We start from the raw sequence: 14,462 nt of genomic DNA, 5'->3' as shown, positions 1-14,462 counted from the left end.
TGTTTCTATTTCCATAAAAATATGCTGTAATATGAAGAGGAAAAAGTATAAGTAGTTAGAGAAGTGAGGAATTAAAGGTGAAGAAGTTTAAGAAGTTTTACTTGGAGATTACGAGTGTATGTAATCTTGCGTGTAGCTTTTGTCCGCCGACGGAAAGGCAGAAGCAATTCATTTCTGTGGAGGATTTTGCTAAAAGATTAGACCAAATTAAACCTCACACAGACTACATTTATTTGCACGTGAAGGGTGAGCCGTTGCTCCATCCGAAAATAGATCAACTATTAGACTTAAGTCATGAAAAAGGATTTAAAGTTAATATTACAACGAACGGAACGTTAATTAATAAGAGAAGACATAGGCTGTTAAATAAGCCTGCGTTAAGACAAATGAATTTTTCACTGCATAGTTTTGATGGACATCCAGGTTCGCAAGATAAAGAGGGCTATGTAAGGAGTATACTTTCCTTCATTAGGGAAGCGACAAGTCAATCAGATTTAATTGTATCGTTAAGGTTATGGAATTTAACTCAGGATAATAAAACAAATGCTGAAATCCAGAAAAATAGAGAGTTATTATCTATAATTGAAAATGAATTTGATCTAGCTTATCAAATTGAAGAGAAGCTTACACCAGGAAAAGGTATAAAAATTGCAGAACGTGTCTTTATTAATCAAGACTATGAATTCCAGTGGCCAGCATTACATGAGGAAGAGGATGATGGGAAAGGATTCTGTCATGGACTTCGTAATCAAGCGGGTATTTTAGCGAATGGAACAGTTATTCCTTGTTGTTTAGATGGTGAAGGGATTATTAACCTTGGGAATATTAATAATGATTCATTTTCTAACATTATTGAAGGTGAAAGGGCAACAAACATTGTCGATGGATTTTCGAAAAGAGTTGCGGTTGAAGAACTTTGCAGGAAATGTGGATATCGCAAACGTTTTGGGAAGTAAATATGAAATAAGCCCTCATTAAAGCGAGGGCTTATTTTTTTATTCTTGATAAGAATGCTCTAATTCATCAATTAATGAACCAACGTAAGAAACAGCTTTACGGATTGCATCTGGTTTTGACATATCTACTCCGGCATGTTTCATTAGTTCAAGTGGTTTCATTGTACCACCAGCACGAAGCACATCTAACCAGCGATCAATAGCAGGTTGTCCTTCCTCTTTAATCATTTGAGCTACTGCAGTGGATGCAGTGAGGCCTGCGGAATATGTATAAGCATATAGACCCATATAATAATGAGGCTGACGCATCCAAGTTAAGCCCGCACCTTCATCGATTTCTACAGAATCTCCCCAGAATGTCGAAAGGACATTTGTTTTAATTTCAGTTAAAGTTGTAGCTGTAAGGGCCTGTCCTTTTTCTGCTAGAGCATATACTCTACGTTGATATTCACCCTCAAGTAAATGAGTAACAAAGTTGTGATAATATGTGCCAAGTAGTTGTAGAATGACCCATCTGCGCATTCTCTTATCGTCAGTAGTCGCTAGTAAATGCTGAGCTAATAGTAATTCATTCATGGTTGATGGTGCTTCAACAAAGTACATAGATGGGCGTACGTTCATGATACGTTGGTTTTTATTTGCTAAATAGAAATGACCAGCATGTCCAAATTCATGTGCTAATGTAAAGCATCCACGCATCGTATTTTGCCATGTAATTAAAATATAGGGATGAGAGCCGTATGGACTTGAGCAAAATGCCCCTGTTGATTTGCCTACGTTATCTGCAAGATCTACCCATCTTTCTTTGAATCCTTTTTGGATTATGGAACTATATTCATCGCCTAATACTTTTAAAGAATCTTGAATGAGCGTGCCTGCTTCTTCATAAGTAATCGCCGGATTAAATTCGGGATCTAAAGGTGCATGTAAGTCACAGAAAAGCATTTGATCGAGTCCTAATACTCTCTTTTTTAAATCTGCAAAACGGCGCATATGAGGTGCTAGTTCTTTATAAATAATATCAAGTTGGTTGTTATACATTTCAAGTGGAACCTTTTGTGGTTCTAATAGCATATGAGTAACGGATTCATATTTACGTAAACGAGAAAGTGTTACTTGTTTTTTTACTTCAGTAGCATATGTTGTGGCAATTGTATTTTTATATCGTTTTAGTGTGGAAACAAATGATGAATATGCTTTTCGACGTATATATGTGCTTGGAGAAAATTCATATTTGCTTTCAAATAATGAGAATGAAACAGGAAGTTCGTTTCCTTGTTCGTCTTGTATAGAAGTGAAATCCATATCGGCCAATTTAGTCATGCCGTAAATTTTGTATGGAGAACTATGAACTTCGCCAAGTGCAGCAAGTGCTTCTTCTGTTTCAGGAGAGAGAGTGTGCTGTCTTTTTTGTAGTATTTCTAGTAAAGATTTACGGAAAGGTTCGAGTTTTGTTTCTTCAGTTAAACATCTTTCAATTGTTCCTTCGTCGAATGAGAGGATTTCATTATGAATAAAGGATAGTGCAGTATGTACTTTCGTCCATAAAGCAGAAATTTTGGAAGAGTTCGCTTGAATACTTGGATTTGTACGATCAGTAGCTTCTTTTAAATTTGCATATGAGTACAGTTTTGTTAACGTCATTAAAAGCTCTTCTTCTAAAAGTAGGCAATTTAATAAAGTGTGGGAGCTAGTATGTAAATGCCCTTTAAATGAATCAAGTTTCTGTATATCATTTTCCAATGCGTTTAATGCAGTATGCCATTCGGCATCAGAATTATACAAATCGGATAAATCCCATGTTAGTTCAGCGGGTACCTCTGCGCGATTAAGGCGATTTTCTATTACATTTTTCAAGTCGTATCTCCCCCTTATTAAGACTATCTAAACACATAATACTAGAAAATTCAGTTAAATTAAAATGTTTTACATTTTCATATACAAAAAAGAAGGACAAGCATGAAAATGCTTGTCCTTCGAGTTAATTTAAGAATTAATATACTTTGTCACCATTGAAAATCGAGTTTTTCACGACAACATAATCTACAGTACGAATAGCGTCTAATTTTGTTCCGCCAGCGTAAGAGATAGAAGATTGAAGATCTTGTTCCATTTCGATTAACGTATCTTCTAAAGAACCTTTATGCTCAACGAACATTTTCTTACCTTCAACGTTTTTCTTCTCACCCTTTTGGAATTCAGAAGCAGAACCGAAGTATTCTTTATAAAGTTTTCCATCTCTTTCAATTGTTTCCCCTGGAGACTCTTCGTGACCAGCAAATAGAGAACCGATCATGACCATAGTTGCCCCAAAGCGAATAGATTTAGCTACGTCGCCGTGTGTACGAATACCACCATCAGCGATAATTGGCTTACTTGCAGCTTTTGCACACCAGCGAAGTGCAGCTAGCTGCCAACCACCAGTTCCGAAGCCTGTTTTAATTTTAGTAATACAAACTTTACCAGGTCCAATACCAACTTTTGTTGCATCGGCACCAGCATTTTCTAATTCTCTTACCGCTTCTGGAGTTCCAACGTTTCCAGCGATAACGAAGCTCTCTGGTAAATGTTTTTTAATATGTTGAATCATGTTGATCACAGCATTAGAATGACCGTGTGCGATATCAATCGTGATATATTCAGGTGTAAGTTGCTCAGCAGCTAATTGTTGTACGAATTCATATTCGTCCTCTTTTACACCAACGCTGATAGAAGCGATTAATCCACGTGATTGCATATCTCTAATGAATGAGATTCGTTTCTCTGGTTGGAAACGATGCATGATATAAAAGTAGTTGTTCTCAGCTAAATAAGTTGCAATTCTTTCATCAATAATCGTTTGCATATTTGCAGGCACGACAGGTAATTTAAATTTATGTTTTCCTAAAGTGACAGTTGTATCACATTCAGAGCGGCTATTTACAATACATTTTGCAGGAATTAATTGAATATCTTCATAGTCAAATACGTTTTCCATCATTTACACCCCTAAAATACGAATATTTTATTTTTATTAATCAAAAATGTTCGTCCATAGGATAATTTACATTATTTTTATTAAGAAGTCAAAGGATTTCTTAACATTTTTTAAAAAAGTAGATTTTACATCTGAAAAAAAACGTTAAAAACGAATTTAAAACATTTTTTTGTTTTTATTGTTCGTTTATGGGAAGGGTTGAAAAATTAAGATAATTATACAAGGTTGTATGTATTCTTTTTATTTTTTTGATTGGATGTAGGATACTATAAAAAGGTTAATGCTAACAATACGAGCAAAAGATGTTATCAAGTAGTTGAACAATATATGAAATGAAAAGGTTTATTTCTATATAAAAAGATGAATCTGGCATGATTCACCTTTTATGTGAGGTTTCAAGTATAATAAGTAGGGTGATAGTAACGTATACAAAAGATAAAAAAGAAAATAATACAGAATAAAATGAGGTTAATATATGAGTAAAAAAAGTTTTTCTGATTATAAATTAAGTAAGGAAATTGTAAGGGCACTTACTGGGTTAGGGTATGATCATCCAACAGAAGTACAAGGTGAGGTTATTCCAGTTGCATTACAAAAGAAGGATCTTGTTGTGAAGTCCCAGACTGGAAGTGGAAAAACAGCTTCATTTGGTATTCCACTTTGTGAAATGGTGGAGTGGGAAGAGAATAAACCACAAGCATTAGTTTTAACACCAACGAGAGAGCTTGCGGTACAGGTAAAAGAAGATATTACAAATATAGGTCGATTCAAAAGGATTAAGGCTGCGGCAGTTTATGGGAAATCTCCATTTGCACGTCAAAAATTAGAATTAAAGCAAAAGACACATATTGTAGTTGGGACTCCTGGTCGTGTGTTGGATCATATTGAGAAGGGTACCCTTTCTTTAGAGTGTTTGAAGTATTTAGTTATTGATGAAGCAGATGAGATGCTAAATATGGGCTTTATCGATCAAGTAGAGGCAATTATTGATGAATTACCTACAAAAAGAATGACGATGTTATTTTCAGCAACACTTCCAGAAGATGTTGAGAAATTGTCTCGTACATATATGAATTCACCAACTCATATTGAAATTAAAGCGGCTGGGATTACGACGGATAAAATTGAACATACTCTTTTTGAGGTGATAGAAGACGAGAAGCTTTCACTACTTAAAGATGTAACAACGATTGAGAATCCTGATAGCTGTATTATTTTCTGCCGTACACAAGAAAATGTAGATCATGTATATAGACAATTAAAACGAGCTAACTATCCCTGTGACAAAATACATGGTGGTATGGTACAAGAAGATCGTTTTGAAGTCATGGATGATTTTAGAAAAGGAAAATTCCGTTATTTAGTAGCAACAGATGTAGCTGCGAGAGGAATTGATATTGATAATATTACACATGTTATTAATTATGATATTCCACTTGAAAAAGAAAGCTATGTACATCGTACTGGAAGAACGGGACGAGCTGGAAATAGTGGAAAAGCTATTACATTTATAACACCATATGAAAATAGATTTTTAGAAGAGATTGAGGAGTATATTGGATTTGAAATTCCAAAGGCAATTGGACCTTCAAAAGAAGAAGTTATGAAAGAGAAAGCTGCATTTGAAGAAAAGATACATGCTAAACCAATTATAAAGAAAGATAAAAATGCAGACATCAACAAAGGCATTATGAAGCTGTACTTTAATGGCGGGAAGAAAAAGAAAATTAGGGCGGTAGATTTCGTCGGTACAATTGCTAAAATTAAAGGTGTTACAGCAGAAGATATAGGTATTATTACGATACAAGATAATGTTTCTTATGTTGAAATATTAAATGGAAAAGGACCACTCGTCTTGAAAGTCATGAAGACTACAACGATTAAAGGGAAACAACTAAAAGTTCATGAAGCAATTAAGTAAATAAAAAACTATCCACTTTAATAGGTGGATAGTTTTTTATTTATGATTCTTTTAAATCATCCACTAGTTGCTCCGCTAAACGTCTATACATATTACTCATAGTCACGAAGGATGTTAGTAGTAGAAATTTTTCTAGCTTTGTATCTTCTAAGGAAGAAATCTCATTTACTTCTGTAACACGGTTATTTACGTCTTGTTTAAAGCTTTCGACATTGCTTTCAGTAAGAGCAAGATAATTTTTGTATAACGTATTTAATTCGAATGAATCATCATTTAATAAGGAGTCATTTATAGTTTCTAATGAACTTTTTATATCGTTAATGGAGAGAGCTCCCTTTAATTGATAAATTAGGCTAATTAAAATCATATGCTCTTTTGAATACTTTTTATTTTTGATGGGGATGAATAGTTTTCCTTTTGCGTAATTATTAATCATGGTTTTAGTTAATACTTTTTCATCATCAGTTCTCGTTGTATCTGCATAAGTATTCTCAAATAGTTGAACAACTTGATCTACATATAAGTCAACATTTGGAATATCCTCAAGTTTAATGTTTTTTTCTAAATGCAATGTCTCAAGTAATTCATTTATATTTTCCACGTAGAATCCCTCACTTTTATAACTTAGTGGAACTTAATGTTTAATATATCTTTAAATATGGTATTACGAAACAAATGAATTGTAAATGTTGACCTTAAAAAGAAATGTGTATATAATTACATGTAGTTATCAAAACTACATGTAATTATATGAGGGGTGTTATTATGAATGCTTATGTAAGGGAACCGGTTAATGCATTTACTCACTTAGGTGGAGCAATATTATCATTTATTGCCTTATTAGCTATGCTTGTGAAAGTTTCTATCAAGATGCCATCATTTGCTGCAATTACAGCTGTTATTTTGTTTGGTATTGGAATGATGGTCCTTTATACGGCGTCAGCTGTGTATCATAGTGTTGTGGCCAATGAACGTGTTATTTACTTCTTTAGGAAGCTAGATCATTCTATGATTTTTATATTAATTGCAGGTACATATGCACCCTTTTGCTTAATTACATTAAATTCAGCAAGTGGTTTACTATTATTTTGTTTAGTCTATGCAACTGCGATTTGTGGCATTGTATTTAAAATGTTTTGGTTTAATTGTCCAAGATGGTTATCGACAGCAATTTATATTACGATGGGTTGGTTAATTGTGTTATTCTTTGCACCGTTAGCTGAGAATTTAAGTACAGGAGGCATTATTTTCTTAGTACTTGGGGGCATTTTTTATACAATTGGTGGATTTATTTATGGAACAAAGCCAAAATGGTTAGAGTTTAAATATATGGGGCATCATGAAATTTTTCATGTTTTTGTATTATTAGGTAGTCTTGCGCATTTTCTAAGTGTATATTGTTATGTAATTTAATAAAAAAACGCCACATAATAAAAATTATGTGGCGTTTTTTTATTACCTGATTAGAATCGTATATGTTATAAATTTATTATGGGATAAAATGTAAGTTTCTGTGTTCGCATGTTAAACATAGGATAAGAAATATGTGATATACTTTGAGAAGTTTATAATGAATGAAATATGGAGGACTATAATTATGGCAATACTTGTAACAGGTGGAGCAGGATATATTGGTAGTCATACATGTGTAGAATTACTAAATAGCGGTTACGAAGTTATAGTAGTGGATAATCTTTCGAATAGCTCGGTAGAATCTATAAATCGAGTGAAAGAAATAACAGGAAAACAATTTAAGTTTTATAAAGAAGATGTTTTAAATCGCGAAGCGCTTGACGCAATTTTTGAAGAAAATGCAATTGAAGCAGTTATTCACTTTGCAGGATTTAAAGCTGTAGGGGAGTCAGTAGCGATTCCATTAACATATTATCATAACAACATTACAAGCACGTTAGTGCTATGTGAAGTAATGCAGAAACATAATGTAAAGAAGATAATCTTTAGTTCATCTGCAACTGTATATGGTATCCCGGAAACGTCACCGATTACGGAGGAGTTTCCATTAAGTGCAACAAATCCATATGGTCAAACGAAATTAATGATTGAGCAAATTATGCGTGATGTAGCATTTGCAGATGCAGAATGGAGTATCGCATTACTTCGCTATTTCAATCCATTTGGTGCACACGAAAGTGGGCGTATCGGAGAAGATCCAAATGGAATCCCAAATAACTTAATGCCATATGTAACGCAAGTAGCGGTAGGTAAGTTAAAAGAATTAAGCGTATTCGGAAATGACTATCCAACGAAAGATGGAACAGGAGTCCGTGATTACATCCATGTTGTGGACTTAGCAAATGGTCACGTAAAGGCGCTTGAGAAAGTACTGAGTACAACGGGAGTAGATGCTTATAACCTGGGAACAGGTATGGGCTATAGTGTACTAGAGATGGTTGAAGCGTTTGAAAAAGTTTCGGGTAAGAAAGTTCCTTATAAAATTACAGAGCGTCGCCCAGGTGATGTGGCAGTATGTTTTGCTGATGCATCGAAAGCAAAGCGTGAATTAGGCTGGGAGGCAACACGCGGATTAGAAGAAATGTGTGCAGATTCTTGGAAATGGCAATCAAATAATAAAAATGGCTATTTAAAAGTTTAATGATGAATATAAAAAAATGACCTTTGCATAAAAGCAAGAGGTCATTTTTTATTAATTTTATTAGCGAACCTAGAAAAGAACGTTCGCTGTTTTAAATGATGTGATTTTACAATATCTTATGCTAGAAGGTAGTAGAATGAGATAGAGGAATGTATTATTTTATTAATTTTTTATAGAAATTGAAAGCGTATTATTGAAAAGTATTCCAACACTTGTATCATTGATAGAGTCCGTTTATAATCAAGGAATCCTAGTTCATGTTTTAATAGGATTATTTATTATTGAAAGCGTTTTAAGTTCGCTCCTTTTTGAGGTAGGAGGTCTGACTTATTTGAATGAAAAATTATGTATGTAGTTTTAAATGGGAAGAAAAATAATATAAGTATCACTTTATAGTGTGGGGAGGTTAAAAGTGTGAAAGGTAAAGATTTTCACACGAATATATATGGGTTATGTAGGATTATTACTTTCAGGGGCAGCTTTATTTTTAAATAGTCTTGTTATATTAGGGAAAGCAGAGATGAAAAGTGCGGGTGTTTTTAATTTATTTGTGGGTGCACTACAAATTATTATTCCGTTTTATTTGATCATGATTTCTGACCAAAGCAATTGGACAGTGTATTCATATGCGGCTACTTTCTTATTTGGATTAACTTATTTATATGTAGGTGTTACTTTTATAAAAGGAATGGATAGTAGTGGTCTAGGATGGTTTTGTATTTGGGTAGCAATTATAGCCTTATTCTATATGGTTGTTTCATTTGTTCAATTCCATGATGTTGTTAATGCGTTAACGTGGTTTATGTGGGCATTACTTTGGTATTTATTCTTTGTATTAAATACACAAAAGAAGAACATTAATCAATATCTTGGAAGGATTGCCTTCGTACAATCATGGGTAACATTGACTTTACCTTCACTCTTTTATTTTATGGGAGTGTGGGGAGAGGGATTTGTATATGAACTATGGGTTTATGTATCAGTAATTTCTATTTTGTACTTCTGTTATTGTATTTATAAATATCGAGTACGTTAATATATTTTCTGTAGAAAAGCATGGAATCGTTAAACGAATTCCATGCTTTTTATATTTTGGCACTTATAATAGAGAGGTAGTATTTTACAATTTGCTAAAATGGGGATGATGAAGTTGAAAAAAGTATTGGTGCTAGGGGGAACAAGATTTTTTGGTAAACATTTAGTAGAAGCACTTTTGCAAGAGGGGCACGATGTAACGATTGCGACGAGGGGAGTTACTGAAGATTCTTTTGGTAGCACAGTAAAAAGAATAATTATTGATAGAGAAGATGGAAAGCTACTAGAAAAGCGTCTAGAAGGAAAAAGTTATGATATTGTATACGATAATTTATGCTATAGCTCGAATGCAGCGAAGATAACATGTGAAGTGTTACGAGGGAAAACGAAGAAATATGTTATGACATCTTCAATGGCCGTCTATGAACCTGCCCTAAGCTTATCAGAAGAAGACTTTAATCCGTACGATTATGCAATCGCGTATGGAGATAGGAATGACTTCAATTATGGTGAAGGAAAGAGATTAGCTGAAGCCGTTGTATTTCAACAAGCAACATTCCCAGTTGTTGCAGTTCGTTTTCCAGTTGTTATTGGAGAAAACGATTATACGAAAAGGTTACAATTTTACGTTGAATGTATTGTGAACCAAAAACCTATCGTTGTGGATCATGTAGATGGAACTTTGTCATTTATACATGAAAAAGAGGCAGGAGAGTTTCTAGCTTGGTGCGGAATGGAAAATGTGAAAGGGCCAATTAACGCCTGTAGTAACGGGGTAGTTTCTACGGAAGAAATTATTCATTTCATAGAAGAGAAGACAGGAATAAAAGCACTCATTCAGAAAGCTGGGGAAAATATAGCTCCTTATAATGAGGTAACTAACTGTACATTACATAATGGAAAGGCTCGTGAATTCGGATTTTTGTTCCGAGAGCTGAAACTAGAAATGAAAAATGTTTTAAAACATTATATAAATACAATGAAGTAATCATAAATCCCCCGGTGGCAATCCGGGGGATTCTGGAGGATTTCGACAATACTGATTTTACATTACCAAATTTACCTTATACGTACGACTAATGTTTTTGTGATTGTATTGCTTGTAAATACTTCTCGTTTACTTGGTCCCAGTTTACTGTATGCCACCAGTTGGTAACAAACTCTGGGCGCCTATTTTGATACTTTAAATAATAAGCATGTTCCCATACATCAATTACGAGTAAGGGGATTTTCCCTTCTTGCAAAGGCGTATCTTGATTTGGTGTACTCATAACAGAGAGTTCCTCACCGTCAAGAACAAGCCATCCATAGCCACTTCCAAAACGACTAATAGCTGCTTTGGAAAGTTGATCTTTTAAGTTGTCAAAGGTATTGAAATAATAATCAATTACTTTTGCAACGTCTCCATTAGGCTCACCGCCACCTCGTGGGCTCATCACTTCCCAAAAAAGACTATGACAATAGTGACCACCACCGTTATTTCGTACAGCTGTAACAATTTCCTTCGGTAAAGTATCTAAATTACATAGCAATTCTTCTAAAGATTTATTATGTAATTCAGTATAATTTTCTAAAGTAGCATTTAAATTGTTTACGTATGTCGCATGGTGCTTTCCATGATGAATGGAAAGTGTATTGCTATCAATATGTGGCTCTAGTTCATCATAGTCATATGAAAGCTTTGGCAATTGAAATGAAGACATAACATTACCTCCTTTCTATTTAAAAAGTTGGTCTAGGTAAAAATACTTTACCTGAGTCAAAAATACACCCATTTTCCATATAAGTCAATAGTAAGTTCATTAATTTTCTGAAAAATATTACAATAAAAGTAACACTCTCACTTTCATTTGTGACTCCTATCCTTTTTGCTTATACTGTAAAGTAGCAGGGTTTTGTTGAAATAGAAGGAGATTGTTTATGAGTAAAACGAAACAATTAATAGAGGAAGCAAGTAATTTTATTACGATTTGTTATAAGGAGCTTCATAAAGAACAATTGATAGAAGAACGTATAAAAGAAATTCAAATTGAGATAGAGAAGACAGGGACATATGAGCATACATTTGAAGAACTTGTTCATGGTTCACGAATGGCATGGCGTAACAGTAATAGATGTATTGGAAGACTATTTTGGAGTAAGATGCACATATTAGATGCGCGCGAAGTAAATGATGAAGAAGGTGTATATAATGCATTAATTCATCATATTAAATATGCAACGAACGACGGGAAAGTTAAACCAACCATTACGATTTTTAAGCAATATCAAGGTGAAGAAAATAATATAAGAATTTATAATCACCAATTGATTCGATATGCAGGATATAAAACAGAAACGGGAGTGATTGGTGATTCTCATTCCGCTACATTTACGGACTTTTGTCAGGGGCTTGGTTGGCAAGGAGAAGGTACGAATTTCGATGTATTGCCACTTGTGTTCTCTATAAACGGGAAGGCGCCTACATATAAAGAAATTCCGAGAGAAGAAGTAAAAGAAGTGCCAATTGAACACCCAGAATACCCTATTTCATCACTTGGAGTAAAATGGTATGGTGTTCCAATGATTTCAGATATGCGTTTAGAAATTGGCGGTATTTCTTATACAGCCGCTCCGTTCAATGGATGGTATATGGGAACAGAAATTGGGGCGCGCAACTTAGCAGATCATGATCGTTATAATTTACTTCCGGCTGTTGCGGAGATGATGGATTTAGATACATCGAGAAACGGTACCTTATGGAAAGATAGGGCGCTAATTGAGTTGAATATTGCCGTACTACACTCCTTTAAAAAACAAGGAGTTAGTATTGTTGATCACCATACTGCTGCACAACAATTTCAGCAATTTGAGAAGCAAGAAGCTGCTTGTGGTCGTGTTGTAACAGGTAATTGGGTATGGCTTATTCCGCCATTATCTCCAGCTACCACTCACATTTATCATAAACCGTATCCGAATGAAATTTTGAAGCCAAATTTCTTTCATAAATAATATTTAGTGCAGTTTTTTTCTGCAAAATATATTTTTTTTAATTACTGTTATGTAGCAAATGGAAGCCTTTACTCTCGGTTATTTTTGGAAGAGGCTTTTTGAACCAAGGAGTACCTTATGTTATAATCAAATTTCTGTTTCGAAGACCTTATAGAAATATAAGGTCTTTTGTTTTGCTTTTTTATGTAAGAGGAAGAGAATTTTTCTTTTTAATAAGGGATTTGGCATATTTTTAGGGACAACATAAGTATGTGGGAAGTCGATAAAATGTTATGCATATATAATTATTATGTTTTAGGTTTAAACAATAAAACATAATAAAGTTGTTTTTTTAGATTGCTAAGGAAGGAGGAAGTATAAATGAGGATGAAGAGTCGAAAAACTGATTGGCCTGTATTTATTATTAGTGGTGGTTCACTTTTATTATTTGTAATTGCAGTTTTTTTGAACAAGGATTATGTAGAGAGTGCGATTAATAAAAGTTTCGCTTTTTCAATTAAATATTTCGGTGCCTTCTGGCAAGTTTTATTATTAGGTACATTTATTGTTGCGATGTGTATGGCTTTCTCCAAATATGGGAGAGTTAAGCTTGGGGGATTAGAAAAACCTGAGATTAGTACGGCAAAATGGCTTGCTATTATTATGTCTACATTACTTGCTGGAGGTGGCGTTTTTTGGGCAGCAGCAGAGCCAATGTATCATTTGATGACGGTGCCACCAATACATGATGGTATATCTGCTGGAACGAAAGAAGCAGTCATGCCTGCTTTAGCACAAAGTTATATGCATTGGGGATTTTTAGCATGGACGATTTTAGGTACAATTAGTGCGGTAGTTATGATGTATGGACATTATCATAAAGATATGCCGCTAAAACCTCGAACACTTTTATATCCTATTTTTGGGGAAAAATTAAGAAAGAGCCTGCTTGGAACGATAATTGATGCAGCTGCAATTATTGCAGTAGCTGCAGGTACAATTGGCCCAATTGGATTTTTAGGTTTACAAGCAAGTTATGGATTACAAGAATTATTTGGAATTTCTGATGTGTTTACTACTCAATTAGCAATTATTGTTTGTGTGGTGGCCGTGTCTACCATATCGGCAGTAACAGGTATTGATAAAGGGATTCAAATTATAAGTAATTTAAATGTTAGATTAGCAATTGTGTTAATGGCATTCATATTACTATTTGGGCCAGGTGGATTTATTATTGATTCGTTTGTTTCTTCGTTTGGATTTTATGTAAATGAGTTTATACCGATGAGCACATACCGTGGTGATACAAGTTGGTTAGGATCTTGGACAATCTTTTTCTGGGGATGGTTTATTGGATACGGACCAATGATGGCAATTTTAGTGAGTCGAATTTCAAGAGGGAGAACGATTCGAGAAATCATCGTTGCAATTGGAATTATCGCACCTATTATTACAATATTTTGGTTTACTATATTAGGTGGATCAGGCGTGTTTTATGAGTTGATGAATCCTGGGTCTATCTCGGACGCATTAAGTGAATCTGGTATGCCGGCAGCTATGATTGCAATTACAGGGCAATTGCCACTTTCTAATATTATTGGACCAGCATTTCTTTTATTAACAATTTTATTTGTAGTGACAACAGGAGATTCAATGGCGTATTCCATTTCAATGGCAGTGACTGGAGACGGAGATCCTAGAATTAGTTTGCGAATTTTTTGGTCGCTTATTATGGGCGCAGTTGCAGCAATTCTTTTATATATGGGTGAAGGAAGTATTAATGCGCTACAATCGTTTATCGTGGTGACGGCAGTTCCGGTATCAATTTTGTTATTCCCAATGCTATGGTTAGCGCCTAAAGTTGCGGGAGAATTAGCATTAAAACAAGGTATTGTAAAAGAAGAAGATAAAACTGCATTCTTATTTCAGAAGGCTAGTAAATCAAAATAAATAAAAACGTAAAAGAGGAAGCATCTTAAATGAGATGCT

General features: G+C 34.3%; 12 protein-coding genes. 8 read left to right on the top strand and 4 right to left on the bottom strand.

Going from position 1 to position 14,462, the window contains the following annotated elements; all coding sequences use genetic code 11:
* The first annotated feature begins 77 nt into the window (after window positions 1-77).
* On the top strand, window positions 78-956 hold the full coding sequence (locus MR107_RS11480) for a radical SAM/SPASM domain-containing protein (RefSeq protein WP_000713630.1): 879 nt from the start codon (window positions 78-80) through the stop codon (window positions 954-956).
* Window positions 957-995: 39 nt separating this feature from the next.
* On the opposite strand, the gene pepF is transcribed toward MR107_RS11480, so the two are convergent.
* Together pepF and guaC are read right to left on the bottom strand one after the other, a co-directional pair.
* Window positions 996-2,813 (bottom strand): oligoendopeptidase F, encoded by a 1,818-nt coding sequence (pepF, locus tag MR107_RS11475; protein WP_000800003.1) that lies wholly within the window; start codon window positions 2,811-2,813, stop codon window positions 996-998.
* 136 nt (window positions 2,814-2,949) lie between these two features.
* Entirely contained in the window at window positions 2,950-3,933 is a 984-nt protein-coding gene (gene guaC, locus MR107_RS11470) for a GMP reductase (RefSeq protein WP_000432447.1), read from the bottom strand.
* Window positions 3,934-4,408: 475 nt separating this feature from the next.
* On the opposite strand from guaC, the gene dbpA reads away from it, so the two are divergent.
* Complete coding sequence (dbpA, locus tag MR107_RS11465; protein ID WP_000039350.1) at window positions 4,409-5,854, top strand: ATP-dependent RNA helicase DbpA; 1,446 nt, start codon at window positions 4,409-4,411, stop codon at window positions 5,852-5,854.
* Window positions 5,855-5,894: 40 nt separating this feature from the next.
* Here dbpA and MR107_RS11460 read toward each other — a convergent pair whose 3' ends face one another.
* Entirely contained in the window at window positions 5,895-6,455 is a 561-nt protein-coding gene (locus MR107_RS11460) for a DUF1836 domain-containing protein (protein ID WP_000427879.1), read from the bottom strand.
* A gap of 164 nt (window positions 6,456-6,619) precedes the next feature.
* Between MR107_RS11460 and trhA the strand changes: the two genes are divergently transcribed.
* The 4 genes from trhA to MR107_RS11440 all read left to right on the top strand — a co-directional run bounded on the left by trhA (window position 6,620) and on the right by MR107_RS11440 (window position 10,491).
* On the top strand, window positions 6,620-7,267 hold the full coding sequence (gene trhA / locus MR107_RS11455) for a PAQR family membrane homeostasis protein TrhA (protein WP_000995363.1): 648 nt from the start codon (window positions 6,620-6,622) through the stop codon (window positions 7,265-7,267).
* Between the two features lie 184 nt (window positions 7,268-7,451).
* Window positions 7,452-8,468 (top strand): UDP-glucose 4-epimerase GalE, encoded by a 1,017-nt coding sequence (gene galE, locus MR107_RS11450; protein ID WP_000996541.1) that lies wholly within the window; start codon window positions 7,452-7,454, stop codon window positions 8,466-8,468.
* Between the two features lie 445 nt (window positions 8,469-8,913).
* Window positions 8,914-9,504 (top strand): AmiS/UreI family transporter, encoded by a 591-nt coding sequence (locus MR107_RS11445; RefSeq protein ID WP_000542569.1) that lies wholly within the window; start codon window positions 8,914-8,916, stop codon window positions 9,502-9,504.
* 99 nt (window positions 9,505-9,603) lie between these two features.
* Entirely contained in the window at window positions 9,604-10,491 is an 888-nt protein-coding gene (locus MR107_RS11440; protein WP_017657607.1) for an NAD-dependent epimerase/dehydratase family protein, read from the top strand.
* A gap of 88 nt (window positions 10,492-10,579) precedes the next feature.
* Here MR107_RS11440 and sodA read toward each other — a convergent pair whose 3' ends face one another.
* Window positions 10,580-11,206: a superoxide dismutase [Mn] gene (sodA, locus tag MR107_RS11435; RefSeq protein ID WP_000094042.1), complete on the bottom strand. Its 627-nt coding sequence runs from the start codon at window positions 11,204-11,206 to the stop codon at window positions 10,580-10,582.
* 217 nt (window positions 11,207-11,423) lie between these two features.
* Between sodA and MR107_RS11430 the strand changes: the two genes are divergently transcribed.
* Together MR107_RS11430 and MR107_RS11425 are read left to right on the top strand one after the other, a co-directional pair.
* The gene (locus tag MR107_RS11430; RefSeq protein ID WP_242292384.1) at window positions 11,424-12,494 is read left to right on the top strand and encodes a nitric oxide synthase oxygenase; all 1,071 of its coding nucleotides are present in this window, start codon (window positions 11,424-11,426) and stop codon (window positions 12,492-12,494) included.
* Between the two features lie 360 nt (window positions 12,495-12,854).
* Window positions 12,855-14,423: a BCCT family transporter gene (locus tag MR107_RS11425; RefSeq protein ID WP_242292383.1), complete on the top strand. Its 1,569-nt coding sequence runs from the start codon at window positions 12,855-12,857 to the stop codon at window positions 14,421-14,423.
* Window positions 14,424-14,462: the final 39 nt, after the last annotated feature.

Origin of the sequence: Bacillus cereus group sp. BfR-BA-01441 (assembly GCF_022663075.1) — a bacterium.
GTDB classification, from domain to species: Bacteria; Bacillota; Bacilli; order Bacillales; family Bacillaceae_G; genus Bacillus_A; species Bacillus_A cereus.
The sequence above is the reverse complement of the archived record's forward strand: the minus strand, read 5'-3'. Positions and strand labels throughout refer to the sequence as shown.

Excerpts from the sequence above, each read along its gene's own strand:
- galE (WP_000996541.1), top strand. The coding sequence starts at position 7,452 with ATGGCAATACTTGTAACAGGTGGAGCAGGATATATTGGTAGTCATACA.
- MR107_RS11430 (WP_242292384.1), top strand. The coding sequence starts at position 11,424 with ATGAGTAAAACGAAACAATTAATAGAGGAAGCAAGTAATTTTATTACG.
- trhA (WP_000995363.1), top strand. The coding sequence starts at position 6,620 with ATGAATGCTTATGTAAGGGAACCGGTTAATGCATTTACTCACTTAGGT.
- dbpA (WP_000039350.1), top strand. The coding sequence starts at position 4,409 with ATGAGTAAAAAAAGTTTTTCTGATTATAAATTAAGTAAGGAAATTGTA.
- sodA (WP_000094042.1), bottom strand. The coding sequence starts at position 11,206 with ATGTCTTCATTTCAATTGCCAAAGCTTTCATATGACTATGATGAACTA.
- MR107_RS11440 (WP_017657607.1), top strand. The coding sequence starts at position 9,604 with ATGGGGATGATGAAGTTGAAAAAAGTATTGGTGCTAGGGGGAACAAGA.
- MR107_RS11425 (WP_242292383.1), top strand. The coding sequence starts at position 12,855 with ATGAGGATGAAGAGTCGAAAAACTGATTGGCCTGTATTTATTATTAGT.
- MR107_RS11445 (WP_000542569.1), top strand. The coding sequence starts at position 8,914 with ATGGGTTATGTAGGATTATTACTTTCAGGGGCAGCTTTATTTTTAAAT.
- guaC (WP_000432447.1), bottom strand. The coding sequence starts at position 3,933 with ATGGAAAACGTATTTGACTATGAAGATATTCAATTAATTCCTGCAAAA.